Source organism: Rhizobium sp. RCC_161_2, assembly GCF_041355235.1.
In the GTDB taxonomy this organism is placed as follows: domain Bacteria; phylum Pseudomonadota; class Alphaproteobacteria; order Rhizobiales; family Rhizobiaceae; genus Rhizobium.
Genome location: NZ_JBFUPL010000012.1, coordinates 60,749 through 85,488, shown reverse-complemented (window position 1 = coordinate 85,488; position 24,740 = coordinate 60,749). Strand labels below are relative to the sequence as shown.

At 59.2% G+C, this 24,740-nt stretch carries 25 protein-coding genes and 3 pseudogenes; 16 read left to right on the top strand and 12 right to left on the bottom strand.

Annotated elements, in window-relative coordinates; genetic code table 11:
* Window positions 1-2: 2 nt before the first annotated feature.
* Window positions 3-887, bottom strand: a complete 885-nt coding sequence (locus AB6803_RS26385; RefSeq protein WP_371111671.1) for a Ku protein — start codon at window positions 885-887, stop codon at window positions 3-5.
* 83 nt (window positions 888-970) lie between these two features.
* On the bottom strand, window positions 971-1,198 hold the full coding sequence (locus AB6803_RS26380; RefSeq protein ID WP_371111670.1) for a hypothetical protein: 228 nt from the start codon (window positions 1,196-1,198) through the stop codon (window positions 971-973).
* A gap of 129 nt (window positions 1,199-1,327) precedes the next feature.
* On the opposite strand from AB6803_RS26380, the gene AB6803_RS26375 reads away from it, so the two are divergent.
* Together AB6803_RS26375 and AB6803_RS26370 are read left to right on the top strand one after the other, a co-directional pair.
* Window positions 1,328-2,053: an MgtC/SapB family protein gene (locus AB6803_RS26375; RefSeq protein WP_371111669.1), complete on the top strand. Its 726-nt coding sequence runs from the start codon at window positions 1,328-1,330 to the stop codon at window positions 2,051-2,053.
* 70 nt (window positions 2,054-2,123) lie between these two features.
* Window positions 2,124-2,471: a hypothetical protein gene (locus tag AB6803_RS26370; protein ID WP_371111668.1), complete on the top strand. Its 348-nt coding sequence runs from the start codon at window positions 2,124-2,126 to the stop codon at window positions 2,469-2,471.
* Between the two features lie 162 nt (window positions 2,472-2,633).
* Here AB6803_RS26370 and AB6803_RS26365 read toward each other — a convergent pair whose 3' ends face one another.
* Complete coding sequence (locus AB6803_RS26365; RefSeq protein WP_371111667.1) at window positions 2,634-2,780, bottom strand: hypothetical protein; 147 nt, start codon at window positions 2,778-2,780, stop codon at window positions 2,634-2,636.
* A gap of 47 nt (window positions 2,781-2,827) precedes the next feature.
* Here AB6803_RS26365 and AB6803_RS26360 point away from each other — a divergent pair, with 47 nt between their 5' ends.
* Window positions 2,828-2,971: a hypothetical protein gene (locus AB6803_RS26360; RefSeq protein WP_371111666.1), complete on the top strand. Its 144-nt coding sequence runs from the start codon at window positions 2,828-2,830 to the stop codon at window positions 2,969-2,971.
* A gap of 12 nt (window positions 2,972-2,983) precedes the next feature.
* On the opposite strand, the gene AB6803_RS26355 is transcribed toward AB6803_RS26360, so the two are convergent.
* The 4 genes from AB6803_RS26355 to AB6803_RS26340 form a co-directional block, all read right to left on the bottom strand.
* The gene (locus AB6803_RS26355) at window positions 2,984-3,337 is read right to left on the bottom strand and encodes a hypothetical protein (protein WP_371111665.1); all 354 of its coding nucleotides are present in this window, start codon (window positions 3,335-3,337) and stop codon (window positions 2,984-2,986) included.
* Between the two features lie 347 nt (window positions 3,338-3,684).
* Window positions 3,685-4,731, bottom strand: coding sequence for a glutathione synthase (locus AB6803_RS26350; protein WP_371111664.1), 1,047 nt, complete (start codon window positions 4,729-4,731; stop codon window positions 3,685-3,687).
* Window positions 4,732-6,627 carry a flavohemoglobin expression-modulating QEGLA motif protein gene (locus AB6803_RS26345; protein WP_371111663.1) on the bottom strand — a complete coding sequence of 632 codons (1,896 nt, stop codon included), beginning with the start codon at window positions 6,625-6,627 and terminating at the stop codon, window positions 4,732-4,734.
* Entirely contained in the window at window positions 6,624-7,442 is an 819-nt protein-coding gene (locus AB6803_RS26340; protein WP_371111662.1) for an N-formylglutamate amidohydrolase, read from the bottom strand. Before AB6803_RS26340 ends, AB6803_RS26345 begins: the two co-directional genes overlap by 4 nt.
* Window positions 7,443-7,938: 496 nt before the next feature.
* On the opposite strand from AB6803_RS26340, the pseudogene AB6803_RS26335 reads away from it, so the two are divergent.
* From AB6803_RS26335 to AB6803_RS26325, 3 genes and pseudogenes are all read left to right on the top strand, one after another.
* Window positions 7,939-8,643: pseudogene (locus tag AB6803_RS26335) on the top strand (transposase); the annotation flags it as partial.
* Between the two features lie 223 nt (window positions 8,644-8,866).
* The gene (locus AB6803_RS26330; RefSeq protein WP_371111786.1) at window positions 8,867-9,415 is read left to right on the top strand and encodes an SDR family NAD(P)-dependent oxidoreductase; all 549 of its coding nucleotides are present in this window, start codon (window positions 8,867-8,869) and stop codon (window positions 9,413-9,415) included.
* Between the two features lie 8 nt (window positions 9,416-9,423).
* Window positions 9,424-9,630, top strand: a pseudogene (locus AB6803_RS26325) (DUF736 domain-containing protein); the annotation flags it as partial.
* 66 nt (window positions 9,631-9,696) lie between these two features.
* Here the strand turns inward: AB6803_RS26325 and AB6803_RS26320 are convergent.
* The 5 genes and pseudogenes from AB6803_RS26320 to traC all read right to left on the bottom strand — a co-directional run bounded on the left by AB6803_RS26320 (window position 9,697) and on the right by traC (window position 13,208).
* Window positions 9,697-9,883: pseudogene (locus AB6803_RS26320) on the bottom strand (HU family DNA-binding protein).
* A gap of 38 nt (window positions 9,884-9,921) precedes the next feature.
* A complete protein-coding gene (locus tag AB6803_RS26315; protein WP_371111661.1) occupies window positions 9,922-10,233 on the bottom strand; it encodes a WGR domain-containing protein in 312 nt (103 codons plus the stop codon).
* Between the two features lie 510 nt (window positions 10,234-10,743).
* Window positions 10,744-12,705, bottom strand: coding sequence for a Ti-type conjugative transfer system protein TraG (traG, locus tag AB6803_RS26310; protein WP_371111660.1), 1,962 nt, complete (start codon window positions 12,703-12,705; stop codon window positions 10,744-10,746).
* On the bottom strand, window positions 12,692-12,907 hold the full coding sequence (gene traD, locus AB6803_RS26305; RefSeq protein WP_371111659.1) for a type IV conjugative transfer system coupling protein TraD: 216 nt from the start codon (window positions 12,905-12,907) through the stop codon (window positions 12,692-12,694). The genes traG and traD overlap by 14 nt, the downstream gene beginning before the upstream one ends.
* Before the next feature lie 4 nt (window positions 12,908-12,911).
* The gene (gene traC, locus AB6803_RS26300) at window positions 12,912-13,208 is read right to left on the bottom strand and encodes a conjugal transfer protein TraC (RefSeq protein WP_371111658.1); all 297 of its coding nucleotides are present in this window, start codon (window positions 13,206-13,208) and stop codon (window positions 12,912-12,914) included.
* Between the two features lie 243 nt (window positions 13,209-13,451).
* On the opposite strand from traC, the gene traA reads away from it, so the two are divergent.
* The 10 genes from traA (at window position 13,452) to AB6803_RS26250 (ending at window position 24,686) form a co-directional block, all read left to right on the top strand.
* Window positions 13,452-16,754 carry a Ti-type conjugative transfer relaxase TraA gene (traA, locus tag AB6803_RS26295; RefSeq protein ID WP_371111657.1) on the top strand — a complete coding sequence of 1,101 codons (3,303 nt, stop codon included), beginning with the start codon at window positions 13,452-13,454 and terminating at the stop codon, window positions 16,752-16,754.
* A complete protein-coding gene (traF, locus tag AB6803_RS26290; RefSeq protein WP_371111656.1) occupies window positions 16,751-17,281 on the top strand; it encodes a conjugative transfer signal peptidase TraF in 531 nt (176 codons plus the stop codon). The genes traA and traF overlap by 4 nt, the downstream gene beginning before the upstream one ends.
* 4 nt (window positions 17,282-17,285) lie before the next feature.
* A complete protein-coding gene (locus AB6803_RS26285) occupies window positions 17,286-18,425 on the top strand; it encodes a conjugal transfer protein TraB (RefSeq protein WP_371111655.1) in 1,140 nt (379 codons plus the stop codon).
* 5 nt (window positions 18,426-18,430) lie between these two features.
* On the top strand, window positions 18,431-19,048 hold the full coding sequence (locus tag AB6803_RS26280; RefSeq protein WP_371111654.1) for a TraH family protein: 618 nt from the start codon (window positions 18,431-18,433) through the stop codon (window positions 19,046-19,048).
* Window positions 19,049-19,248: 200 nt separating this feature from the next.
* Window positions 19,249-19,914 (top strand): LuxR family transcriptional regulator, encoded by a 666-nt coding sequence (locus AB6803_RS26275; RefSeq protein ID WP_371111653.1) that lies wholly within the window; start codon window positions 19,249-19,251, stop codon window positions 19,912-19,914.
* A 235-nt stretch (window positions 19,915-20,149) separates the two neighbouring features.
* Entirely contained in the window at window positions 20,150-21,205 is a 1,056-nt protein-coding gene (locus tag AB6803_RS26270) for a class I SAM-dependent methyltransferase (RefSeq protein WP_371111652.1), read from the top strand.
* Between the two features lie 23 nt (window positions 21,206-21,228).
* A complete protein-coding gene (locus AB6803_RS26265) occupies window positions 21,229-22,632 on the top strand; it encodes a hypothetical protein (RefSeq protein ID WP_371111651.1) in 1,404 nt (467 codons plus the stop codon).
* A gap of 128 nt (window positions 22,633-22,760) precedes the next feature.
* Window positions 22,761-23,267, top strand: coding sequence for an N-acetyltransferase family protein (locus tag AB6803_RS26260; RefSeq protein WP_371111650.1), 507 nt, complete (start codon window positions 22,761-22,763; stop codon window positions 23,265-23,267).
* 136 nt (window positions 23,268-23,403) lie between these two features.
* On the top strand, window positions 23,404-24,102 hold the full coding sequence (locus AB6803_RS26255) for a hypothetical protein (protein ID WP_371111649.1): 699 nt from the start codon (window positions 23,404-23,406) through the stop codon (window positions 24,100-24,102).
* Window positions 24,099-24,686, top strand: coding sequence for an RES family NAD+ phosphorylase (locus AB6803_RS26250; protein ID WP_371111648.1), 588 nt, complete (start codon window positions 24,099-24,101; stop codon window positions 24,684-24,686). Before AB6803_RS26255 ends, AB6803_RS26250 begins: the two co-directional genes overlap by 4 nt.
* The last annotated feature ends 54 nt before the right edge of the window (window positions 24,687-24,740 follow it).

Sequence of the window (24,740 nt, the reverse complement as noted above, 5' to 3'; positions counted from 1 at the left end):
GGTCAGCCCGCCTTGCGCTGTTGCCGCGAAGATGCGCCGGTGGGCGATTTCCTTGTCTTGCGGCGAGTGGAGCCGGCTTTGTTCGCCGCCTGCTTCGGTCCTGCTTTATCGCCGCCCATGCCGGCGCTCTGGCGCAGTGCTTCCATGAGGTTGGTGACCTTCGTAACCTTGGGAGGCTTGCGTTTCGCTATGGCCTTGCCCTCGATCTTCGCCTTCACAAATTCGGTGAGGGCTGCCTCGTAGCGATCGTGGAATTCGCTGGCGTCGAACGCGCCCGGCTTGGTGTTGATGATATGTTCGGCAAGGTCGAGCATCTCGCCCTTGATCTTCATCTCCGGCACATCGTCGAAAGCCTCCTTCGCGGAGCGGACTTCATAATCGAAATTCAATGTCGTCGCGATCAGTCCCTTGCCGTGGGCGCGGATCAGGAGGGTGCGCAGGCGACGGAACAGGACCGCCTGCGCGATGGCCGCGACCTTTTTCCTGCGCATGCCTTCACGGATCAGCGCAAAGGCTTCTTCGCTGGCGCGAGCGGAAGGAGCAAGGTAATAGGGGCGGTCGAAATAGACGTCGTCGATATCGGCACAGCCGAGAAACGCCTCGACGCGCAGAACCTTGTCGCTCTCCGGCACTGTCGCGGCGACTTCTTCGGGCTCCAGCGCGATATAGTCATCCTTGTCGATCTCATAGCCCTTGATCTGGTCCTCGCGCGGCACGGGTTTGCCGGTTTCGCTATCGATGAATTCGCGCTTCACGCGATTGCCCGTTGCACGGTTGAGCGTGTGAAAGGAAATCCGATCGGAGGTGGAGGTCGCGGTGTAGAGTGCCACCGGGCAACTCACCTCGCCGACTTTGAGAAATCCCTTCCACTGCGCGCGCGGGGCCATGCTTCATGCTCCATTTCGACTTGTCAATTCAACGATGTCGGATCGGCATTGTTCCGTTCGGATTGCGTCTCCGGATTGCGGTGTCACATCTCGAATTCATCGTCTTCGCCGGCGGAGAGCAGTTCCACCAGTTCAGCCACCTTGCCGCTCGGCAAGGTTCTGCCTTCGCCGATCAGAGCTTCGTCGCTATTGACCCAGGCCCAGGCCTCCGCGAGCTCTTCGGGCGTTGCGCCCATCGCCGCAATATCGGCTATCAGGGTTTCATCGACCGGGCCAAGAACCGAGACGATATCTTTTGCCGTTATGGTCATGTGCTTTCTCCTCAGAATGCGGAGAGTCGGGCTATGGGCATGCCTCTCTCATCCAATGGGCGGAACGAAATCTCTCCGGCTTTGTTCCAGCATTTGAGATCTGTAACGAGCGGATGCGCGGAGGCAGCCATGCCGAGCACAATGATCGAGATCATGCCCCTGAACCCGACATGGATTGATATCGCCCTGCGCCTGTTGCTGGTTATTGCCGCCGGTGCAATGATCGGCATTAATCGCGAGGTCGGTGGACATGCAGCCGGATTCCGAACGACGATTCTTGTCGGGGTGGCGGCGTGCCTGACTATGATCCAGGCCAATCTACTGCTCTCCACGATCGGCAAGACATCGCAATCATTCGTCTCCATGGACATTCTGCGCTTTCCGCTCGGCGTGCTGACGGGCGTCGGCTTCATCGGTGGCGGCGCCATTCTCAAGCGCGGCGATCTCGTGACAGGCGTTACGACAGCGGCCACGCTGTGGATCATGACCGCGATCGGCCTATGCATCGGCGGCGGCCAATTGGTCGTAGGCTCGCTGGGAGCGGTTGCCGCCTTTGTCGTGCTATCACCCTTCAAATGGTTCGATGAGCTGATCTCGCGTCAGCAGAAGGCCCGCCTGGAGATCGAACTCGTAGGCGCTGCCGACCTCGCAAAGATCCAGGCGATGTTCGAGCCGCTCGGCTACACCTTCCTCTTCCTCGCAAAAACGGCGGTTGAGGCCGATGGCGTCGTCCATGTGACCTATCAGGTGCGTTGGAAACATTCAGGCGTCAGCGGCGGCGCGCTGGAACTACTTGCCACCGTCGAGGAGCATTACAAGGTCCTCTCTTTCGAGATGGTGACGACGGCCGCATGAGCTCCAATGCCTGTTTCGGAACATTCTTGATCGGCACTAGTTTGCCTCTCAGAGCAAAAGGGAGAAAGCTATGGCCAGATTGAAGAATGCTGCGACTAAAGACACGTCGTTGTCTTCGAGCGACGTTCGCACCCAACAGGCGCTTGATCAGGCTGCCGGCGGCTCCGGAGACATGGATGCGATCGTACCGGATTTAGTTTCCGGCGATGCGGAACCGGGCACTGACGATTCTCGATCGGTGGATTCGCCGGATAGCGACAGCCAACGTAGCCAAACCCTGGACAAGGCCAAGGGTCGGATCGCGGAGGCAGTGTTAGCCTCGCAGCCGCATAAACGCCATGCGCCGCGAAATGCGGCGTTGTTCGCGATCGGCGGCCTCGCCGGGTTCCTTTTGCACGGCGTTATCGCAAGCCGATAAGCCGATGTCGAAGACAACAAGCGAGGTTGGAACCCAATGTCATTCCTTGGTTGGATTTGTGAGTCCAAACCACTGGAGGGCGTCATGCAAAACAGGCCCAAGGAACATGGCGCCTCGCAGCAGCGACCGGATGCGGAGATATGCCAGGAAATCCATCAGAGACTAGACGAGGATCCGTTGCTGGATGCCGGTGGCATCTTCATTTCCGTCATCGGCGGCCGTGTCCCCGTCGAGAGCTCGGTCGAAAACGGCGAGGCCGGGTCCCGGGCCGAAACTCATTCCCGACAGGTAAGCGGCATCAGCGGTCACGATAGCAATCCTCGTATCCGCAAGCCGCAGCAGGATGGGAGTCCAACATGCGCGCTTTGTTGCTCGTCATTCTGGGAGTGATGGTGGCGTCGATCCTCAGCATCATCGTCATCAAACCGTTCGTGACCGGCACCCACGAGGATTCGACCGTCGACCAGAAGACCATCGAGCAGCCGGTACCAAAACCGTGATGCTTTCAGAAGTTATTGGTTCTTGGGCATGTCGTTTCCATGTTCTTCCGGCACATGGTTGGGCGGGATGACCGGCGTATCGCCGACCGGCGGCGCTGGCTTTTCCAACTCGCTGTCCCCGGTTGCCGGCGGCTTCAGCACGCCGCCACAATCCGAGAGCTTCGAAGTGTCGGTCTTCGAGTTTGGTGCGGTCTGTCGATCCGTTGTCCGGCCGTTCGTATCGGGGGCTTGGCAATGGTTTTTGTGGTCGTTGTTTGGCGCCTGTTGCGCGGAAATCTCTCCCGATATCGTTGCCGTCAGCGCGGCGGCGATAAGGAAGACCACTCCGTGATTGAACGGAAAACGCCCATTCCGTCGCTTATCCATGCATTTCTCCATCGTTGGAAGGACGGAGGTTGCAGGCCGGATGGATAGGAAGCTCGGCTGCCGTTTCGTTGGCCATGGAGAGAAAACGGAAAAATCTCCCTGTTCTTCAGCACCATCATGTCCGTTTGGCACGGCCTACAGCCTCAAATGGCTAACGCGTGGCCATGCACATGGTTCCGACCGGAATGATGGGGTCGCCACGGCAAACGAGCGGTCTTTTATGCGGTCACCGTCTTTGGCGACAGCAACGCCCTGCCAAATTTTCCTTCGTCACTGCACTTTTTTCCAGAGCGCCAAAGCCCTCGCCGGCGCGCTCGAAACGTCACGTATGTCTCAGGCCTGGCAAGTTACAAAGTTGCCAGCACTCGATTTGAAATCCGCCCGGCATAGTTCTTCCTCATCTCCACTTTCTGTTCCAGCGCGATGATGACATCGGTCGTCAGATCGACGCCGTGGAGTTTGGCAATATCGGGCAGGCCGCCGGGTGTGAAGACGTTGATCTCGAGGATTTTGTCGCCGACGATATCGAGGCCGACGAGGAACATGCCATCCCCGATGAGCTTGGGCCGGACCATTTCGGCGACCGCGAGAATTTCGGACGTGATTTCGGCGGCGGCGGCGGTGCCTGCGGCATGCATGTTGGAACGGACATCGCCTTTTGCCGGCACGCGCCGGAAGGCGGCATACACGCCATCCCGCTGCAACGGTCGGCCATTCATCAGGAACAGTCGGATATCGCCAGCCATCGCATCGGGAAGATAGGCCTGTGCGATCAGGTACCCTTCGCCGCTGATCGCCTCGAAAATCTGATTGAGGTTGCTCTCCTCGCTAGAGGCGATCTTGAAAACGTTCTTGCCACCTGATCCCTGCAGCGGCTTCAGGATGGTGCCCTGTTTCTGTTCATCGACGAAGGCGCGGATCTCCTCGATGCTTTTCGATATCAGGGTGGGCGGTCGCACCGCCTCGGGAAAGTCCTGAAAATAGAGCTTGTTCTGAGCGCGTGCCAACCCATCCGGATCGTTGACGGTGAGTACGCCGCGCTCGGCTGCAAGCCTTCCGAAGATCGCACCTGCATGCGCCGCCCACGGTCGATCGTCAGCATCTTCGGACGGGTCGTTGCGTAAGAAGAGCACGTCGATCTGGCTGATGTCGACGGTCTGGATTTTCGCCTGATCGCCCTGCAATGCGCTGATGAAGGTATCAGCTTTTCTCGGCTTTCCGTTCTTGAGGGCGGTTGTGCGGATCATCAGGCTGTCGTCCGGGCGAAATACGAAGTCACCTGGCGTCAAGTAACAAACGTCGTGGCCGCGGGCCATACCGGCAAGCGCGAGCGCGGTCGTCGTATAATCTTCGGTTTCCCCTTCGATGGAGTTCACAAAAAAAGCTATCCGCATTCACGGCTCCTGTCGCTGGATCATGTCGAGGGGACGCATGCCGCTTCTGGCCCGTTCCAGTCGCGTACGTCCCGCGTCAGTGTGAAGAAAGATAGGTTGGATCGCCGGCAAGCGGAGAAGTCCGCGCTCGGCAAGTTCCTGCATGACCTTGAAATGCGACGCGGCAATCTTGCCCATCCAGAATGGCTCCAGAGCACCGCCATTTTCGAGATGACCAAGAAGAGCGAGCAGGCCGCGCAGATAGATCGCATCCTTGGCAAGCCCGCCACCGCGATAGAGCCGCAGGGCAAGGTTGAAGGCTGCCGGTTCGGAGAAATTATAGTCCCTGACGAGTACGGAATAGGTTTCGGCAAATGTCGCGCCGTCAAGCATGGACGCGCATCCGACGACCCTTCCCGCAATCAGCTTGAGCCGCGCCGGCGTCATGCCGCCGGAGAGATATTCGGCAAAAACGGCCAGACCCTCCTGCATGCCCTCATATCCCGACAGTCCTGAGCGAAACAGCCGCAGGCCTTGCGCCGAACCGTTGAAATACGTCAGCAGATGAACGCCGATCTCATGTGACAGCAGGGGCTCGATGCGACGCAGATCCATCAGCGTGCTACGAGCGATTAGCAAACGATGTCCAGACACCATCAGGCCTGAGGGCAAATCGTCCCGAAGCTCGATCGATGCCTCGAAGTCGTTCCCCTGCCGTTGATATACCGCGATCATGGCCCTGGCTCGCCGCTCCACCTGGAAACAGTCGGCAATCTTGCCTCCCGTGCCCGCGTCGTCATCGACATTTGGCTCGGTTCCGTTCAAGGCGGTCAAGATCGTCGTCGCCTCGCGCAGCAAAGGCTGCTCGACCGGTTCGTAAAGCGCGCGGCCGAACTCGACAAATTTGGGGGTCTGTCGTGACGATAGTAGCGAAAGCTGCAGATCCAGCTCCCGCTGCTTTTCGCGATAGAGTTGGTAGAGCACCGGGTCTTCAAGATGTTCGAAGGAGATCGAGAACAGTCTTCGCTTGACCGCCTCTATCTGCAATCCGAGCGGGCGGTAGAGAAAGGCCGGCTGTGCCTGGTGGCCGCTGGCCTTGAAGGCTTCAAATGCGGCTTCCGCATTGATGGGCGTAACCGCCAGAAGGAAGTCGAACGTCGAAGCGATTTCATCGATGTTGCGGTCTACCCTGGAAACCGCGTCGATGAACGCCTTGCGTCCGAGCGCCCGGTGCGTGGTCAACTTGAAGAGTTGATGCATTGCGATGAAGGAGGCGAAAGCCTGCAGACCCGCATCGAAGAACATGGCCACAAGCTGTTCGCGGAGTTCCGGATAGATGTCTTCTGAGCCAGTTTGGCGGTAGACCGGCGCGAACCTTACCGCAATTGCCGAGCAGCCAAGTTCGCGCGCGATCTGCTTGTCGTCGCTCAAAGGAGCCGCCTCCGTCTTCTCCACGCGCGGTGTGCGAAACCGTGCTTCGCTATCGCTGACGGCCGTCGAGAATGCGTCGGCTGCTGCGATCGCATCAGCGCTCGACCAGATCGATACTTCGAATGGTGGCAGGAACGGCGCGTCATCGGTCAAAAACCTGTCCTGCGACAGTTCGCCAATGTCGAACAGGATGAAAGCGCCAAAGCGTTCTTCCAAAGTACTTGCGATAGCATCGATCACCGTTATGGCCGTCGCAGCATGCGGCGCTGTCAGGTAGGAGGCATTGGCTTGGGCAATATCCCGGGCCGTGGGCTCGGCGCCGTCCTCCGCTATATGGACGCATAGAAAGGGCAGGGGTCTGTCGATGTGCAGACGGCCGCCGCCGGGCAGATCGCGGCGGATCGACTTGCCTTCGCGGATACAGATCAGGATATCCTCAAGCCAATCCGATTCGTCCTGCCGTCTGAGCGGTGTCGCCTTGTTCATCGCCCGGACTCCAGTGCGTGCTCGAGTAGGGGAACGGCTGATGCGACGATGCCGCGGAGCTTTTCAAGGACATCGAGATCCGGTTCGCCTGTCCATTCATCCATGAAGAACTTCTTGAATTCGACGGCGATCGCGCAGCCGGTAAGAGGAAAATGCTCATGGATGAAGCGGGTCTGCTCGCCCTTTCCCTGGAAGGCGATATTTTCACGCACGTCGAGCCGGCAGCCGTTGATCTCGAAAGATTGGAAATAGTTTGTGAGGACATCGAGAACGTACGACCAACGGGCACGATCAAGGGAGGATGTGCCGATATTGATATGTGGCGCTTTTGCCTGTGCCGTCGGTGCAGTCGCGGATCCTGCTCGACGATGATTGTAGCTATGAATATCGAGAACCACGAACCGGCCATGCCAACGTTCGATACCCTTCAAAAAGGACAGCAGCATTTCGTAATAATCGTCATGGACCTGAAGAGACGTTTGGGCGTCATCAGATGAAAGCCTGTCTTTCCAGACCTTCAGTCCCCAGGCCTGTTCCGGCGTGAAATAGATCGCTCCATCGCGGCTCCGGTTGATGTCGACTTCAAAACGGGATCGATGGAAAACGATCCGGTTCGGGACGTCGAGGGCGATGAACTCCGTAAATGGGTCCTCCTCGCGAAGGCGCTCATCGGATGAAAGTGCATATAAGCCTTCCAGCTCCTTGCGAACGGCATGCCCATCGTGGATCGCCGTCGCCACGATCGGTGAGGCGCCGCGGTCGATTGTCCAAAGGGCGTCCGAATGAACCCGCGGGGTGATCAGCGACTGATCCATATCTATTTGTTGACACCTATCTGTGAGCGAAGAGCTGCGAGCAAGGCTGAACGCCCGCCGAGCGACTCAAGCGCTTCTTCTTCATCCGCAGGCTAAACGCATACGAGCGATAAAAGTTACGTGAGCCTCGATTGTCTCAAGATCTGGGAAAGCGCCTGCCGACGCACTCTGGCGCGCCGCCGCTTCCGTCGCATGGGAACCTATCCCTGACCTTGGGCGTTAACGGCTTGGAGGCTCCCAATGGCGTACGAGTCAGACATGGCGATATTTTTCGACGCGGCTACCAAAGCAACCACGGTGAGCTTTCGAGGGAAGTTGATTTATCTGCCGGGGCCATATCTTGACCGCAGGATTGGCGTCGCAGCCGGCGAACAGCGTTGTCGTGAGCTTGGTTGGCTGGACGTATAGCCATGGCCAATAGCGCCCCACAACTTATCATCAAACGGTCGGGCTGGAGCGTCTTGGGATAACTATTCGGTTAGGGCTTCGCGAGTATAGCGAGAGATCGCGAGATCGTCGTGTCGCGCTTCGTGAGCGGATGTTTTACGTGCGGCTACGCACGATGACGAAGAACCGGATCATCACGGTGTTTGATCGCTATCCGGAACAAACGGCACAGCTGAAGAAGCTCGGCGACCTGTTCGGCAGGGCCGGTCGCGTCCAGCTTGCGCAGGTGGAAATCTCAGAGATCGACCGTGGCCTCGACTTCATGGGCGACATCGACATCAGGATCAAGCAGTCGGAATCAACGATCCGGGCGATGACCAAGACCAAGGCAAATGTGAAGCTGTCGAAGACGGCCCTGAAGACGATGCCCGGCATCGGCGAGTTCTTCGTCCGGCTGATCGATGCGGAGATCGACGACATCAATCGCTTCCGGTCACCGAAGAAGTTGACCGCCTATGCCGGGTTGGTGCCATCGACCTATTCGCGCGGCGGCAAGACCTCCCACGGCAAGATCATCAAGGAAGGCAACAAGCATTGGGCTTTCGCCGAGGCGGTGACGCCAGCGATCGTCAGCGATGCGCAGCTTCGAGCCCGGTACGAGCATCTGAAGATCAGAGGAACCAACAAGGCGCGTGTTGCGATCGCGCGCAAGCTTTCGACGATCGCCTTCCAGATCCGGCGTGACCAGCGCGCTTACCAGCCGCGCGATACCAACCCAGCGGTAGGCGCGACGACGATATCCCAGCTGTCCTGATGTTGGTTTAGCGAGCCCGACAAGTCTGGGCTGCGCTCTTGAAGGAGAATGGGAAGCCGGGAGCCGAACGCCACTATGTGGCCGAAGCCACAGGCATCAGGATCACGCATTGGAGGATGGTTCAAGAACCGAACGGCAGATGGCTATCGCCCGTAAGGAAGAGATTTAGCCGGTCGGCAGGAACGCCAATCAAAAACCAAACGAACCCGAGGAAACGCCGCCAATCAAAGGCGTCCTGCCCCTTGCCTTCTTTCATTGGAGACAACATGACGGAACCAACGAGTGCACCCCTCTCGCTATCTTATCTGGCTTATCTGGTGCCGCCAAAGGCATCGGCAAGGCGTGCGTTGAAGCTTTCGTGAAGCGAGGCTGGCGTGTGGCTGCACTGGATCGCGATGAAGCAATACTTGCCACCTTCACATCCAAGAAGCAGGTGACATCACTGGTTGCGGATGTCGCGAACCCTGCCTCGATTGCCGTCGAACTAGGACGCTTCGATACGCCGGCTACAGCTTTAGTCAATGCAGCCGGCCTATTTCCTCCGACCTCGCTTGCTACCTTGGAGGTTGAGCGGTATCGGCACATCTTCGATGTGAACGTGCTGGGAACGTTGCTCCTAAGCCAGTTGGCGAGCCGCGATATGGTTGACGGCGGTGCCATCGTCAATTTTGCATCGACAAACGCGTTCGTTCCTCGGGCTGATCAAATTATCTACGCGGCGACGAAGGCCTCCGCCGTGAGCTTGACGCGCAGCATGGCGGTGGATCTATAGCACCAACCATCCGCGCCGTCGAGCGGCCTAGCGAGAAAGGCCCGGACTACCGCATCCTCGCGGGAGCTACGGTCGAATTCGGCGGAGCCTGGAAGAAGACCTCGAACGAAGGCCGCGACTACCTCTCGGTCAAGCTCGACGACCCGAGCTTCCCGGCCCCGATCTACGCAACGCTGATCGAGGTCGAAGGCGAGGAAGGACTCTCCCTCATCTGATCCCCGCCGAACCGGACTAATGGCAACGATGGCCCCGCCGAAAGGCGGGGCTCTCGCTTTTGGAGATTACTTGTTCAGTGCATCCTTGAGCGCCTTTGCAGGCGCAAAGGTCAGCTTCTTCGAAGCCGCGATTTTCACGGTCGCGCCGGTGGATGGGTTGCGGCCTTCGCGCTCCGGCGATGCCTTTGGCCTGGACCTTCGTAAGGCTGTTGTCGGCCGCGATCTTGTCGGCAATTTCATTGGTGGTGGTCATTGAATTCCCTCGTATCATCTAAGAACACACAATTCCTGTCAGTTTGCGTTGAGCTTGTCATTGAAGCGGTGCGGCGAGGAATACTGGATAGCCGGGATTTCCACAGCTGGTTTAGGCCTATAGCCTCGATTTTGCTTTTGGCGGAGAAGTTCGAGGAACAGACCGATGGCCTGCTTCTCTTCATTGAAGATGTGCACCTTCTGCCGGCCGTGTGTCCCAATCCTTCCCCAGCGACGCACCAGCGACACTTCCCCGAATAGTGTCGGCTGGACGGCGAGCACGTAGAACCGTGCCATGTTCTTCTCAGGCTCGATACGCTCGACATAGAGGTGATAGGGCTGAACAATCATCCAACGAGAATCGCGCGTTTAGATTCTGGCGTCCAATGAGAGTTTTGAATCGGATAGGCATCATCGATTCACAACAGTGATCCGTCCGTGCTCGGATCATTCGCACCAACTCCGACGCGGGGCAAATTCTCACTTGATCTGGTCGGGATTGCAGATCGCAGACATCAGGATTTACGAGAGGCCAAAAGGGCGGCAAGCGTTGCGGCGGCGATAATGACGCCGCCTGTAGCGGGATCCACAGCTCAGGCCCGGAAACAATGCACCACAATGCTGTCATGCAAAACACCAACGCACTGAAGATCAAGCACTTGACCTTGAAGGAAAGCCCTTTCCTCTCGGCGACAGTAAAATGTAAAACGCCACGGCGATTGCAACCAATCCAGCGAATGTAAAAGGCAAATCCATGAGCGTCGATTCCTCGCGATATTTCAATGTGATAAGAGCTGGAACTTTTCCCGATATAATAAACCGTCACGGCTTTATTTCGAGTGAACTGGCACATAAAGCGTCTTATGATGGCGGATCCGTTGCATTCGATTGGTGGGCTTTGGACGTCTTACCGACCTTGTGAAATCTGTTCTGCCCGACACAGGCGGTCATGTCCTCGCGCCGGAACCTGATGGCGCGCCCGCAACGCAGCGGCGCATTGCCTGCCGTAAAGACGATCTGCTCATCGCCGCGCATGCGCAGTACTTCGTGCGGCAGGATCAGCGGGCGGCGGGTGAGTTGCTTTGACCGCGAGCGCGATGATCCCTTCATTCCGGAAGATCGGGTTGTCTGGTCGACCTCGACCGTCGAGTCACCGCAGTGCTTCGAAATGTACTCTGCCGTTTCCGGGTCATTGATCGCAGCAAACGAGATCCGCGACGCGGACTCGCACCATTTGGAGCTGGCGTCACGGCCACCATAGGCCTCACGCATCTGACCGATCGACTGGAAGATCAGCGCCAGGCTGATCCCATATTTGCGCCCAGCGTCGCGGGCGGATTCGAGGATACGTAGATAGCCGAGGCGCGCGACCTCATCGAGCAGGAATAGGGTGCGGCCCGCAACTTCGCCATTGCGATTATAGATCGCATTGAGGACGGAGCCGATGACCACCCTTGCCAGTCCCGGAGGCGACTCCAGCACCTTCAGGTCGAGAGCGATGAAGATGTCGGTGTTGCCAGCGGCGAGATCGTCGGTCGAGAAACTGTCGCCCGAAACAAGGGCGGCATAATTTGGATAGGAGAGCCAGTGCGTCTCCTTCACGGCATTGGCGTAAACGCCGCTGAACGTCTCCCGCGTCATGTTGACGAAGACGGCGACGTTCTCGCGCACGAAGGTGGATTCCGACTGCTCGTAAATCCGCGTCAGCCGCTCGCGAAGTTTTGGCTCAGGCTCGGAGAGACTGGCTCGGACACGGCGTAGCGTCTGATCCTTTGCCTCCGTATGCCCGGACAGGCAAACGTCGGCGATCAGCGCGGTCAGAAGCTGCATGGCGGAAGCCCGGAAGAAGTCGTCGCGCGCCGAGGCGCCGCGTGCGTTGTCGGTCATGATCCATGAAGCGACAGCGACGATGTCATCTTCCCGGGTAGACCCGAAGCGGCCGATCCAGTCGAGTGCGTTAAATCCGGTGGCAGGGTTTGTGGGGTCGAGCACGATGACCTTGCGGCCAGCCTTTCGTCGATGCCCCACAACCATCGGCGCGACCTCGCTCGACGGATCGAGCACGACCAACCCGCCGCCCCATTTGAGCGCGGTCGGGATTGTCACCGGCGTCGTCTTGAAACCGTCGGAGCCGGCAAAGACGATGCCGTGGGATGAGCCGAAAGAACCATCGAAGCAAAGTAGCGGCGACTTGCCGCCTGCACCCCAGCTCTGCGGATTGTCAGTGCGGAACGCCACCGCCGCGACATTGCCGCGATCGACGCGGTATCGCTCGCCAATGATGATGCCGCCGGCGTCGGGAAAGAGCTTTGCCGCCTCCTGCATATTCATCGAGTTGGCGTTGCCATGCACTGCCCGTTTGCCACTGATGCAAATTGGCTCGGCCTGGGTAAAGGCGGCGTTGCCTTTGATGGCAACGCGCAAGGCAAACAATCCGCTGAACAATGCGGCGCTCGCGCCAACCATCGTCGCCGGATCTGCATATGCGAATACCGATTGTCCCGTCGGCACACTGTCGGCAATGCCGGCGAGGCGGATAGCTTCCCGGGCAACCGCGATAACGATGACAGCGCCGTTTCCGGCAATTGCGCTCAGCGCGGCTGCCCTGCTGTTCGCCGACCCGTTCGCGGCTAACAGCGCGATGACGCCGATTGCGGCAGCCGCGAGAAAGGGCAGGGCGAGACCGGCGCGGCCGAGGAAAAGCTCTGCCTGTGCGCTGGTCCCCAACGCCGCCAGCTTGTGCTCCATGCCTGTTGTCCCGACCATTGCGGCTAACATGATGAGCCCAGGAAGAAACCCGAGAAGCAGCCTATTTACTGTCATGACCGAACGCCTCCACGCCGATCGCAGTCAGGCGCGAGCGCTCAGCCTCGTCGCCTTTGACCCGGTGGCTGGCGTCGATCAGCAGCCCGAGCAGCAGTGCCCGCTTCTCATAGCGCAAGCCCGCCTTCACGATCAGGCCGCCGAGCTCGATTTTTTCGCGCGTGTCCTTTTTGCGCGCTTTCGTCGTCATCCCCTTTGCCATCCGCTCAAGCCTCACTAGGCCCGCCCGCATCCGAGCCAGACGTGAACGTCGAGGTGGCCTCGCTACCGGTCCTGCCGCCGCTCCCATTTTTTCTCGCCGTTGCTGTCTCCCTACCTCCGCGAAACCGTCCTGCAATCTCCTCGAACGCCACCTGAAGTGCGGTCTCGTCAATCTCAATGTCGCCAATGCCTGCCCTTAGCGCAATCCGGCCAATCCGCTCGGCTTCCCGGGTTTCGGCCTGCTTCAGTTGGTCCTGCAGCCGAGCGATTTCTTCACGGATTTTCGATGAGGATTTCTTCATTCCGGTTGCTCCCTTGGCGTCTGGGCGTTGCACTTGCGACGCCCAGAGTCTCCCGGATGTGCTGAAAAAGATATCTGCAGATCTGCAGATCGCCAAGGGCGATGCTTTTGTGAATGATCCCGCCGTTCCGGAGGAGCGGATCCAAGGGCGCAATTATACGTCGCTGATGCGACGCGTGCTCAGAGGCCTCAGACGGCCCGCCGCTCCCAACGAACGAGGTTCATATCCGGGAGTTTCACCGCCGTGGCCATCGCCCACTTCTCAGTCAGCATCGTCAGCCGCGGCGACGGCCGCAGCGCGGTGTTGTCGGCGGCTTACCGGCACTGCGCGAAGATGGACTACGAGCGTGAAGCGCGCACCATCGACTACACCCGCAAAGTCGGGCTCGTGCATGAGGAGTTCCTGCTCCCGCCCGACGCTCCGAACTGGGCGCGAACGTTGATCGCTGACCGTTCGGTGTCCGGAGCTTCGGAGGCCTTCTGGAACAGCGTCGAGGCCTTCGAGAAGCGGATAGATGCCCAGCTTGCCAAGGACGTGACAATTGCTCTGCCGCTGGAGCTATCTGCTGACCAGAACGTCGCGCTCTTCCGGGACTTTGTGGAAAAGCACATCCTGTCGCAAGGCATGATTGCTGACTGGGTCTATCACGACAATCTGGGCAACCCGCACATCCATCTGATGACGACGCTGCGGCCGCTGACCGAGGACGGTTTTGGGCCGAAGAAAGTTGCGGCCATCGGCGACGACGGACAGCCGCTTCGAAACACCGCCGGCAAAATCGTCTACGAGCTATGGGCTGGCGACAACAAGGACTTCAATGCGTTTCGCGACGCCTGGTTCGAACGTCAGAACCATCATCTGGCGCTGAACGGGGTCGCGCTGCAGGTCGACGGCCGGTCCTATGAGAAGCAGGGTATCGAGCTCCAGCCGACCATCCATCTCGGCGTCGGCGCCAAGGCGATCGAGCGGAAAGCGATGGTGGAAGGGGAGCGGCCTTCGCTTGAGCGGCTCGACCTGCAGGAGGAGCGCAAGGCCGACAACCTGCGGCGCATTCAGGCGCGCCCGAAGATCGTGCTCGATCTCGTCTCCCGTGAGAAGAGCGTCTTCGATGAACGCGATGTGGCCAAGGTGCTTCACCGCTATATCGACGACCCGGGCATCTTCCAGCAGCTTCTGGCGCGCATTCTCCAAAGCCCGGAAATCCTGCGTCTGCAGCGGGACACGATCGAGTTCGCGACCGGCCAGAGGCTTCCAGCGCGATACACGACGCGAGAGCTGATCCGGCTTGAAGCGGAGATGGCACGGCGCTCGCTCTGGCTCTGCGAGCGGAAAATGCACGGTGTATCTGAGCCGGTGCTGGAAGCGACGTTCGCCCGCCATGCCGGCCTGTCGGCTGAACAGCGAGTGGCAATTGAGCACGTCGCCGGTTCCGCGCAGATCGCAGTGGTCGTTGGTCGAGCCGGTGCGGGCAAGACCACCATGATGAAGGCGGCCCGTGAGGCTTGGGAACTTGCCGGATACCGGGTCGTCGGTGGCGCTCTTGCCGGTAAGGCGGCAGAGGGTCTGGAAAAGGATGCCAGCATTCATAGCCGAACGCTGGCATCCTGGGAGCTGCGCTGGAAAAAGGGCCGCGACGCACTCGATGCCCGGACGGTGTTTGTTATGGACGAGGCAGGCATGGTCGCGTCAAGGCAGATGGCCGGCTTCATCGAGGCCGTCGTCAGGGCAGGCGCCAAGCTCGTGCTTGTCGGCGATCCCGAGCAGCTCCAGCCGATCGAAGCGGGCGCCGCGTTTCGCGCCATTGCCGATCGTGTCGGTTATGCCGAACTCGAAACCATCTATCGCCAGCGAGAGGACTGGATGCGCAAAGCCTCGCTCGATCTGGCACGCGGGCGCGTTGGCGAAGCGCTCATCGCTTATCGTTCAAAGTGCAAGGTGCTGGGCTCGGAGCTGAAGGCTCAAGCCGTCGAACACCTGGTCGCCGACTGGAACCGCGACTACGATCCAGCAAAATCCATGCTGATGCTGGCGCATCTGCGCCGCGACGTTCGCATGCTCAATGTCATGGCGCGCGAGAAGCTCGTCGAGCGCGGCATTCTCCGTGAGGGGCATAGCTTCAGGACAGCCAACGGCATTCGCCATTTCGATGCCGGCGATCAGATCGTCTTCCTCAAAAACGAGGGCTCGCTCGGAGTCAAGAACGGCATGATCGGCCGTGTCGCCGAGGCAGCGACGAACCGCATTTCAGTCGTGATCGGCGAGGGCGATCAGCGACGCCAGGTGTCGGTCGAGCAGCGCTTCTACAACAACCTCGATTATGGCTATGCGACCACGGTCCACAAAAGCCAGGGCGCTACGGTCGACAGGGTGAAGGTGCTCGCGTCACTCTCGCTCGACCGCCATCTGACCTATGTCGCGATGACCCGCCATCGCGAGGACTTTGCACTCTATTATGGCCGTCGTTCCTTTGCCAAGGCAGGCGGTCTCACGGAAATCCTGTCGCGCAGGAATGCCAAGGAGACCACGCTCGACTACGAGCGCGGCAGCCTCTACCGCCCGGCGCTCGCCTTTGCCGAGAACCGTGGCCTGCACATCGTCCAGGTCGCCCGCACCCTGCTACGCGACCGGCTCGACTGGACGCTGCGCCAGGGCTCGAAACTTGCTGATCTTGCTGTTCGCCTGCGAGCAGCCGGGACACGTCTCGGCCTGTTGCAAACTCTAAAAACTCAAACGACAAAGGAGAGCCGCCCGATGGTGTCAGGTGTAAAACTGTTCCCAGTACCGTTGAGCGATGTCGTTGGTCGGAAGGTTGCGGACGATCCCGCCGTGAAGAAGCAATGGGACGAGGTCTCGACGCGGTTCCGCTATGTGTTTGCGGATCCCGAGACCGCCTTCCGTACCATGAACTTCGACGCGGTCCTTGCCGACAGCCAAGTTGCGTCGCAGACGCTCGACAAGCTTGCCGCGGATCCTTCGTCGATCGGCCCGCTGAAGGGAAAGACAGGGGTTCTTGCCAGCAAAGTGGATCGCGAGGCCCGTCGCGTCGCCGAGGTTAACGTGCCCGCTCTGAAACGCGACATCGAAACCTATCTGCGGATACGCGAGGTCGCTCTGCAGCGGATCGAGGGTGAGGAGAAGACACTGCGCCATCGGGTCTCGATCGATATCCCGGCGCTGTCGCCGGCCGCGCTAAGCGTGCTCGAGCGGGTGCGCGATGCGATCGACCGCAACAATCTTTCCCCCGCGATGGGATATGCACTCAGCAACCACGAAACCAAAGCCGAGATCGATGGTTTCGGCAAGGCAGTGTCCGAACGCTTCGGTGAGCGGACCCTACTGACCAACACCGCGCGCAGTCCGCAAGGTGAGCTGTTCGACAAGCTTGCCGACGGGCTCTCGCCACAGGAGAAGGAGCAGCTGAAAGAAGCCTGGCCGGTGATGCGGACCGCACAGCAGCTTGCCGCTCACGAGCGCACTGCCATGACCCTGAAGCAGGCCGAAGAATTGCAGCTTTCGCAAAAGCAAACCCCGGTGATGAAGCAATGATGGGGCGGTGCGTGACCGTGCTTTTGGGCGCGGTCCTGATTGTCGTCACCGGCACCGCGGCGGCCGGTGTAATCGGTGGCTGCAGGTTGAACCTCACGGCGAGCGAGCCGCTCGGGATCTGGCGCATCGAGCAGCTTGATCGTCCCGCCGCAGTTGGAGATCAGGTGTTCATCTGCCTGCCGGTCACTGCGCCCTTCGAGGAAGCACGCGAGCGCGGCTATCTTCGTCGGGGCCTCTGCGCCGACGGTTTCGCGCCGCTCATAAAGACTGTCGCAGCAGTTCCCGGCGATCACGTCGAGATCGCCGGCGAGGTGATTATAGACGGGCACCCGTTTCCTAATTCCCGAATCCGGACGACAGACGGAGAGGGCAGAGCGATCGAACCCTATTCCGGTGGCATCGTGCCGCCGGATCACCTGTTTCTCCACTCATCCTTTGCGAGTTCCTATGACTCCCGATATTTTGGACCGATCCCGATCAGCGGCCTCCTCGGCCTCGCCAAGCCGATCCTCACCTTCGATCCCTGACCGCTTGCACGGACCGATCCTGATCGCGCTGTCGGTTGCGGTGGGCACCGTCGGCTGGAGCGGAAACATGCTGGCTCTTCCGGTCGCCATGTTCTTTCCATTGCTCTGGGCGAAATCGCCAACGCGTATGGTCGCTGCTGGAGTTTCGGCTGGGTATTTTCTGGCGGCCTCGCGTGGGCTGCCGCAGGGCGTCGCCAATTTCTATGCTTCTGATCTGTGGCCGGGGCTCTTGCTCTGGATCGTCGCCTCTCTTGCCTTTGTGATCGTCCACACGACGCCCTGGACAGATCGTCCTGGAAGGGGAAAGGCACTGCGGTATGGGTTCGCAGCGGTGCTGATGGCAGTTCCTCCCTTCGGGATCGTCGGTTGGGCGCATCCGATCACGGCGGGAGGCATAGTGTTTCCGGGCTGGGGGTGGGCAGGTTTCGGCGTCGCTGCAGCCGGCCTCATTGTCATGACGACAAGATGGTGGCCGGCTGCCACCAGTGCCCTGTTGGGCTTCTGGCTCTGGTCCGCCGCAACGTGGACAGGTCCGGGTCTACCGGAAGGATGGAGAGGCGTCGATCTCGACACATCGCTCGAGCAGCAGCGTGATCTCTTGGCCACAGTGAAACGTGCCACAGGTGGTGGCGCCCGCGTTGTCGTTCTTCCCGAAAGCAGCCTTGGTTTCTGGACCCCGACCATTGATCAGCTCTGGCAGACGGAGCTTGCGAATAGCCACGTCACGGTGGTCGCGGGTGCAGCCGTCGTCGAGCGCGCCGGTTACGACAATGTCCTGGTCGCGATTTCCAGGGGCGGCGGCCGCATCCTCTATCACCAGCGCATGCCTGTCCCGGTGTCGATGTGGCAGCCATGGCTTGGCTGGAGCGGGCAGGGCGGCCGCGCGAGGGCTGGCTTTTTCGCCAATCCCGTCGTCGAGCTCGGTGGCCAGAGGATCGCGCCGCTGATCTGCTACGAGCAGCTGATCGTCTGGCCCGTGCTGCAGTTGATGCTGCAGAGGCCGGACATGATTGTCGCCGCCGGCAATGGCTGGTGGACATCGGGCACCTCGATCATCGCCATCCAGAGCGCCAGCACCGCCGCCTGGGCTCGGCTGTTCAACTTGCCCCTCGTCGCCGCCTTCAACTCCCAAGCAGAGGAATAGCAACTATGCTCGATGCCGCTCTTATCCGGCAATGCGCCGATCCGGACCTGAAACCTGCCATCGTCGAAAAGTTCATCGAACAGGCCGGGTCGCCCGATCCGCTCGCTGTTACGGTTCGCTCCGGAAACAGGGTCATTCTGGTGCCGCAGGCAAAAACGCGCGAGGAGGCGATGGCGCTGATCGGAGAGTATGTCGGGCAAGCCGTCGTGCGCGTGGGGATCACGCAATATCCGGCCGGTCTCGGGATCAAGGATGTCTCCCAGCTGAAACCGGACCTGGTCGATCCCTGCGAAAACATCCGCATGGGCACGGCGCTGTTCGGAAAGGTCTACCTTATCGTCACCAAGTGGTACGGCAATGCCGCCGACGAGGCTTTAGAGGACGCCATCATTTCCTGGCAAAGCGGGTATTTCGAGGGAAAGGCGGTGTTTACGGCGCCCGATCCTGGCAACGTAAAACTCGCTGAGCCAAGGCAAGACGACCCCGGCATCGAGCCGGATGCAAGCGCACTTGCGAAGCCGCAGGACGAAGAAGGTCTGGACACCCCAAAGGCCGACGGTGGAAGCGATCCGAACAGGGCAGGGACGCGTATCGATCTCTCCGGAATCGGAGGCTCGAGATAGGCTGGATTTACGTCACGTCACAAATGCAACGGCGATCGTTCGACGCTGAGTACGCACGCACCGGGTGGGATGAGAGATCGCCCGATATGCGGAACAGCAAACCCGTCGCGCTTCTCGAAAGGAAACTGATGGAAGATCGACAACCGTCGCCATTGTCATGGTCGTTGGCGATATTGCGAAGGGTAGGCAGCCGAGCGGATTTGAATGTCGCCATCGCCGATATTCGTGAACTGTACCATTTTGCTCATCTGGTCTTTTTGGTGGTCCGACCTGCAAATCGGGCAGACGCCTATCCCTTCTATTGCACGACATATCCGGAGGAATGGACATCCCTTTATCTTCGAAAAAACTATTTCGCGATCGACCCTGTCATCGAACTCAGCCGCACCGGCTTCCTGCCCGTCGATTGGTCAAGCCTCGATCGGAGATCTTCAGGGACGCGCGACTTTTTCAAGGAGGCGGCGTCATTCGACATTGGCCGGCACGGTCTGACAGTCCCGATCAGAGGCCCGGGCGGCGAACGCAGCCTGTTTTCGGTGACGTCGAACCTGCCGAGGCCTGAATGGCGAAAACTACGCATATCGAGGAACCACGACCTTCAGATTCTCTCCCATTATCTGCACGAGAAAGTGCTGTCTGTGTCGGGCCTACGCCAAAGTGGTGGCTACCGGACACTATCCCGGCGGGAACAGGAATGTCTTCAACTCCTGGCGCGCGGCCTCGTTACGAAGCGCATCGCCGCGAGACTGCAGATTTCGGAGAATGCCGTGCGCCTCTACCTCAAGCTAGCCAAACGCAAACTCGATGCTACGACGACCTATCAGGCCATCGCGAGAGCAAGCTTCCTTGAAATAATCCAGACCTGACAATGAGTGACGGTGCTTTTCGGCGCACTGATCATGCCGTTTGAGCAGGTCAGAGTTGCGAGTCAATCTCCCAATACCGGTAGATTGCAAGGAGGCTTCTTGGCAATCAACTCTGCGCAATCACGTTTAGTCGCGAAAAAACGCCCTTGGCAGGGGTGATTGGCGGATCGGTGATGCCTGTTCCGAAAGTCGGATCAGGCGGCACCGGCGTTTGGCTTGAAACGAGGATCGCACCATGGTGGACTCCAAGACAATAGATGCCTGGCGGAAGGCTCCGCGCCTCAATTCGTTTGCTAGCTTCTTTGAGCGGACCGCCAGCGGACTGGGAGGCGCGCCCGACCTGGGGAAGCCCGAGCCTGAGATGGAACTTTTGTCGTTTGATCTCGCTTGCATGACATTCTGGGATACGCACAAGCGTTTGTGGGGGCACTTCGATAGCCACTATTTTGCAAGCATTCCTTATCGACTGGAGGAGGAGTGTCGCCTCGGTGCTGCGATCCTCTCGTTTGCGGAGAAGGCGTGGGCGTGCCGAGGACGTCCTGCGACGATCTACACACTGGGAGCTGGCGCCGGCACCCTTGCGAGAACGCTGGCGAAACTCGGTGACGGGCGCCTGAAAACCCTCAATTGCAGTCCAACGGCCGGCAACCGTGTCTGTTTTTTCGCCCGCAGAGGCAGCGACGATGCGCACTTCTATCACGGGCCGTTTTTCGAGCTGGATGACGAACGGTATGAGACCGATGAAACTCTTCAACTTTTCCGGGACGGATATGATGTTCTCTTCGAAGATACGACTTTCCAGATGTATGGGCGTGACCGGGACAATCAAACCGGCTTCATAGCACCTCGAATCCGCTCCAATGGCTTGTTGGTTCAGGTGCAAAAGCTTGCCCACGGAAACGTCGATGCCTATCTTGAACGAGAGCGCCAAAAAGACGAGGGGTTCAAGTCGAGGTTTTTTACTACAAACCAAATTGTCGAGAAGAAGCGCGGTGTTCTGGATACGATGTTCGACTTCCAAGTCGATCTGAAGACGTCGCAATCGGCTCTCCGATCATACTTCCGATATGCCGTCGTCACGTGGAATAGCGGAAACTTCTATACCATCGTCTCATCCAATTCCCTCAATTCCTTGCGTGATTTTGTCGGTTCGATGGTGAAGCCGGCTATACCGTCAGCCTTCCACTACGAGCAGGTGCCAAGCATCCTCGTCAATGATGAGAAAAACCCGATCCAAGCAGACTGGGCGTGGCGGCCGCCGCAGTCGATCCGCCCAATGGCTGAACGCTAGCATCCCATCCGAGAGCAGCAAAAATGAGCAAAGAGCGGCCGAGCGCAAGTTCCGGAGATAGTGCGGCGGAGCAGGTGAAACAGGCTTTGAATCATCTTATGCCCGACCTTGCCCGGTTCTGGGCGTTGCCGCTCGAGGACTACGCATATTCAGTTTATGAAGACCGCGCCCGCGGTCGATGTTCCATCCGCGACGATGCGATGATCCGGTTTCGGACGTTTGTTTCTCGTGTTGCGTTGAGGGCAGGCGCCTCCGAGGACGATGCAGAGCAAGCAAGCCGGCAAATAGCGTCTTCGCCAGTTATGCAAACCGGGCCTCATTGTCATTTGCTGATCGAGCCCGATGCCTTCTATACACACCTGTTCAGCGTGCTCGGCCTCACCGCCAATGCCCACCGGTGGCACATCTGCTACGGCTCGTCGACGGTGAAGTTCATAGAAAAGTCGAAAAAGGGCCCCGGATGGCTTCGGCTAGACGGCGAGGCGGTGAACGTCTTCGGCCTTCCTCGAAGCCGGATGGATCCTTACAGTGTCTGCGGCTTCAATGGGCCTTATCGCTTCACGCTGGCGGGACAGAATGGCGGCGAACCCGCCAACGCCGCTGCTGCCCGGCTCAAGGCCATCTTGCCTGACACGGACTTCCCGTCGGCAGCCGAAGCGATCAAGGCTGCCAATCAGACCCTATGGCAAAGGTCATTTCCTCAGTCTCTCAGGCTGCTGCAATTTGACGATATCGATGTTGCCGATCTTGTGGCCGAGCATTTCGAGGATCCGGCATCGTGGCTGTCCGCCCGTTTTGCCGGCGATGGCCTCTTCGCGGAAAGTGTGTTGCGAGCGCTGGACCAGCTGAATACCGGGCCATGGGAAGGATGGGTACGCCAGACAACTAATTTTTTCTGGGGCTTGGAGGAGGGCAGGATTTTTCCCTTGCGTCTGCAGGCGGGCGTTCTTTCAGGTGGCTCGTCTTCGATCTGTATGAAGTTCGATCCCGCAAACATCGCGAGCCTATTGCGCCAACGCAAATTGGTGCCGAATCTACTTATGACGTTTCTGGTGACATCGATCCTGCCGGGCGTTCGTGTTCTCGGCGGATGTCGGCAGACCGTATATTATCCCCTTATGCGGCATCTTGTTGCCACCGCACTCGAATCCTTGGGCGATCGCGATCTCCTCGATGCCCTGCGCGCGGACGAGCGGCCCGGGATGTGGGGACACCGCGTCCTGCGCCCGAGGGAGAGTTCTCCGTTCATGGAGATCGAAGAGAACGGAGCTGCGTTGGAGGTGGCTGCCAGATATGGCGCCCACTCTCTCGAGGTTGCCGCCGGCGATCTTGCCAGTTTCACCGGCGATCCGACTTGGGCGGAGCTCTCAGCGCATATCAGGGCTGAAGCAATTCACCCTGCTTCGGCGGAGTGGCAGTGGGCATAGTCGTCGCAGCCTATGGCTCGGCCCCCGACTGGAAGGCCCGCGAAGAGAACTCCCTCCCTGCGGCGACCGGTTGTTTGGGTTCGAAACTCTCCCAGGTCGGAGCCCGTTGCGATTTTTAGGAGTCCGTCATGGGAGCCGAGCGAGCATTGATTAGACAACTGTCCCCCGACGAGATCGATATCTTCCGGCGCATTCGGCTGGAAGCGCTTCGTTGCGAGCCGGCTTCGTTCGCGAGCCGATTGGAGGATTGGATCATGTTTCCTGTTGAGGAATGGCGCCGAAGGCTAGCCGATCCCGTCTTTGTCGCGTTCAGTAATAGCGAGCCTATAGGCATCATGGGCTTGTTGCGGTTTCGGCCGAGAAAGATGGCGCATCGCGCCACGCTCGTCAGCGTCTACGTGCGAAAGAGCGAGCGCGGGACAGGAATTGCCGCAGATCTCCTGAGCGTCGTCTCGAATGTGGCGAGAAGCCTTGGCATTCTTCAAATGGAGCTTGCGGTCAACGCCGAGAATTCGGCGGCGTTGCGCTTCTATCAACGCCATGGATTTGTCGAAGTCGGCCGGATCCCTGGCGGACTGGTGGAGGGTGACAGGGAAATCGACGACGTCATCATGGTCCGGCGACTGAGTGGATAAGGATTTGTCGCGTTCTTTGGGTTTTGGAATTCGGTAGCAGCTTTCGTAACGCCGTGAGCGTACGAGCACGATTGCTAAAGTTGTCACAGTTGACAAAGTTGCTTCAAAAGACCATCTTCTTTACAGGAGAAAAGCGATGGCACCGAAGATCCAACCCAAAACGCGAAAAGACGGAAGTGACAACCTCACCGGTCTGATGACGATGTTTGTCCTTGATGCGAATCCGTTCGAAGGGTTCGCGGGTTTCAATCTGCCGGCCGGCGCGCGTGTCGCTGTCGTGACGTCACAGCCCGAGGCGGCAAGTTCCGTTGCCCGCACGGTCGCCAAGCGCTTTCGCGGCAACCGCCTAGTCGTTCAAAAGGCGCGTCAGCTCGTAAGAGCAAATGAGCGCGCTGAGAAGAGCGAGACGATCAACAAGGCGGCATTTGAGCCAGACGCACGTAGCCAAGCTGTCCTTCAGGGCATCCGTATCGCTCAGAACGATCTGAGGGAAGCGGGCGGCGCTTATGACATGGAAGAGGTAAGGACGCTCCTGCACGGTGTGTCTCGTCAAGCGGTCGATAAGCGGGTGCAGGAAGGAAGTCTGGTTGCCGTTCCTGGGCCGAGCAACCGGCGCTGCTATCCGACGCTCCAGTTCAACCGAGATGGCTCTGTCATTGCGGGCCTCAAGGATGTGCAGGATGCTCTTCCAGTCGATAGTCCCTGGGCTGTATTGAATTTCCTTGCGCGGCCGGATGATCGCCTGGACGGGCGAAGGCCGATTGACGTTCTGCGCGAAGGAAATGTGCAATTGGTTGTCGAGGCGGCCAACCGGTATGGTGAGCAGGGCGCGTGACCGTTCCACTACCGCCCTCAGATCTCCATAGCCGCAATCCCAAAATCGTCTCAATCCCCGTTGGGAGTGACCTGCATCGGTTCTACACTGCGACCTACGAACCGGTCTTCTTCGACCGATCGACAAGCGGACGCTTCAATGCTCCCGATGGTTCATTCGGCGTGCTCTACGTGGCACGGTTGGTCAATGGAGCGTTTGCCGAGACGTTCTTGCGATCGCCAGGAAACACATTGATCGACATTGGGTTCTTACGACGCAAGGGCTATGTCCATCTCAAGACCGTCTCGCCGCTAAAATTGATCGATTTAACCGGACCAGGCCTCGCGCTCGTTGGCGCGACGGCGGAAGTCCCACATTCAGGTCTGCCCTATGCCGCACCACAGGCGTGGTCAAAGGCGCTGTTCGACCATCCTGTGAGCGCTGATGGAATAGCCTATCATGCTCGCCACGACGATACCGAACTCTGCTACGCGATCTTTGATCGGGCCGAGTCCGCCATCGGAGAACTGTCTCGTGAACTCGATCTCGATCAGGACTGGTTCTGGCGAGTGGGTGCCCCCTATGGGGTCGGCTTGGCACCCTAGCAATCCAACACGCGGGTTTCCGTTGGCGATACCGGTAGCCAGTTTCAACCTCCT

Excerpts from the sequence above, each read along its gene's own strand:
- AB6803_RS26385 (WP_371111671.1), bottom strand. The coding sequence starts at position 887 with ATGGCCCCGCGCGCGCAGTGGAAGGGATTTCTCAAAGTCGGCGAGGTG.
- AB6803_RS26380 (WP_371111670.1), bottom strand. The coding sequence starts at position 1,198 with ATGACCATAACGGCAAAAGATATCGTCTCGGTTCTTGGCCCGGTCGAT.
- AB6803_RS26375 (WP_371111669.1), top strand. The coding sequence starts at position 1,328 with ATGCCGAGCACAATGATCGAGATCATGCCCCTGAACCCGACATGGATT.
- AB6803_RS26370 (WP_371111668.1), top strand. The coding sequence starts at position 2,124 with ATGGCCAGATTGAAGAATGCTGCGACTAAAGACACGTCGTTGTCTTCG.
- AB6803_RS26360 (WP_371111666.1), top strand. The coding sequence starts at position 2,828 with ATGCGCGCTTTGTTGCTCGTCATTCTGGGAGTGATGGTGGCGTCGATC.
- AB6803_RS26355 (WP_371111665.1), bottom strand. The coding sequence starts at position 3,337 with ATGGATAAGCGACGGAATGGGCGTTTTCCGTTCAATCACGGAGTGGTC.
- AB6803_RS26350 (WP_371111664.1), bottom strand. The coding sequence starts at position 4,731 with ATGCGGATAGCTTTTTTTGTGAACTCCATCGAAGGGGAAACCGAAGAT.
- AB6803_RS26345 (WP_371111663.1), bottom strand. The coding sequence starts at position 6,627 with ATGAACAAGGCGACACCGCTCAGACGGCAGGACGAATCGGATTGGCTT.
- AB6803_RS26340 (WP_371111662.1), bottom strand. The coding sequence starts at position 7,442 with ATGGATCAGTCGCTGATCACCCCGCGGGTTCATTCGGACGCCCTTTGG.
- AB6803_RS26315 (WP_371111661.1), bottom strand. The coding sequence starts at position 10,233 with ATGATTGTTCAGCCCTATCACCTCTATGTCGAGCGTATCGAGCCTGAG.
- traG (WP_371111660.1), bottom strand. The coding sequence starts at position 12,705 with ATGACAGTAAATAGGCTGCTTCTCGGGTTTCTTCCTGGGCTCATCATG.
- traD (WP_371111659.1), bottom strand. The coding sequence starts at position 12,907 with ATGGCAAAGGGGATGACGACGAAAGCGCGCAAAAAGGACACGCGCGAA.
- traC (WP_371111658.1), bottom strand. The coding sequence starts at position 13,208 with ATGAAGAAATCCTCATCGAAAATCCGTGAAGAAATCGCTCGGCTGCAG.
- traF (WP_371111656.1), top strand. The coding sequence starts at position 16,751 with ATGATGGGGCGGTGCGTGACCGTGCTTTTGGGCGCGGTCCTGATTGTC.
- AB6803_RS26280 (WP_371111654.1), top strand. The coding sequence starts at position 18,431 with ATGCTCGATGCCGCTCTTATCCGGCAATGCGCCGATCCGGACCTGAAA.
- AB6803_RS26270 (WP_371111652.1), top strand. The coding sequence starts at position 20,150 with ATGGTGGACTCCAAGACAATAGATGCCTGGCGGAAGGCTCCGCGCCTC.
- AB6803_RS26265 (WP_371111651.1), top strand. The coding sequence starts at position 21,229 with ATGAGCAAAGAGCGGCCGAGCGCAAGTTCCGGAGATAGTGCGGCGGAG.
- AB6803_RS26260 (WP_371111650.1), top strand. The coding sequence starts at position 22,761 with ATGGGAGCCGAGCGAGCATTGATTAGACAACTGTCCCCCGACGAGATC.
- AB6803_RS26255 (WP_371111649.1), top strand. The coding sequence starts at position 23,404 with ATGGCACCGAAGATCCAACCCAAAACGCGAAAAGACGGAAGTGACAAC.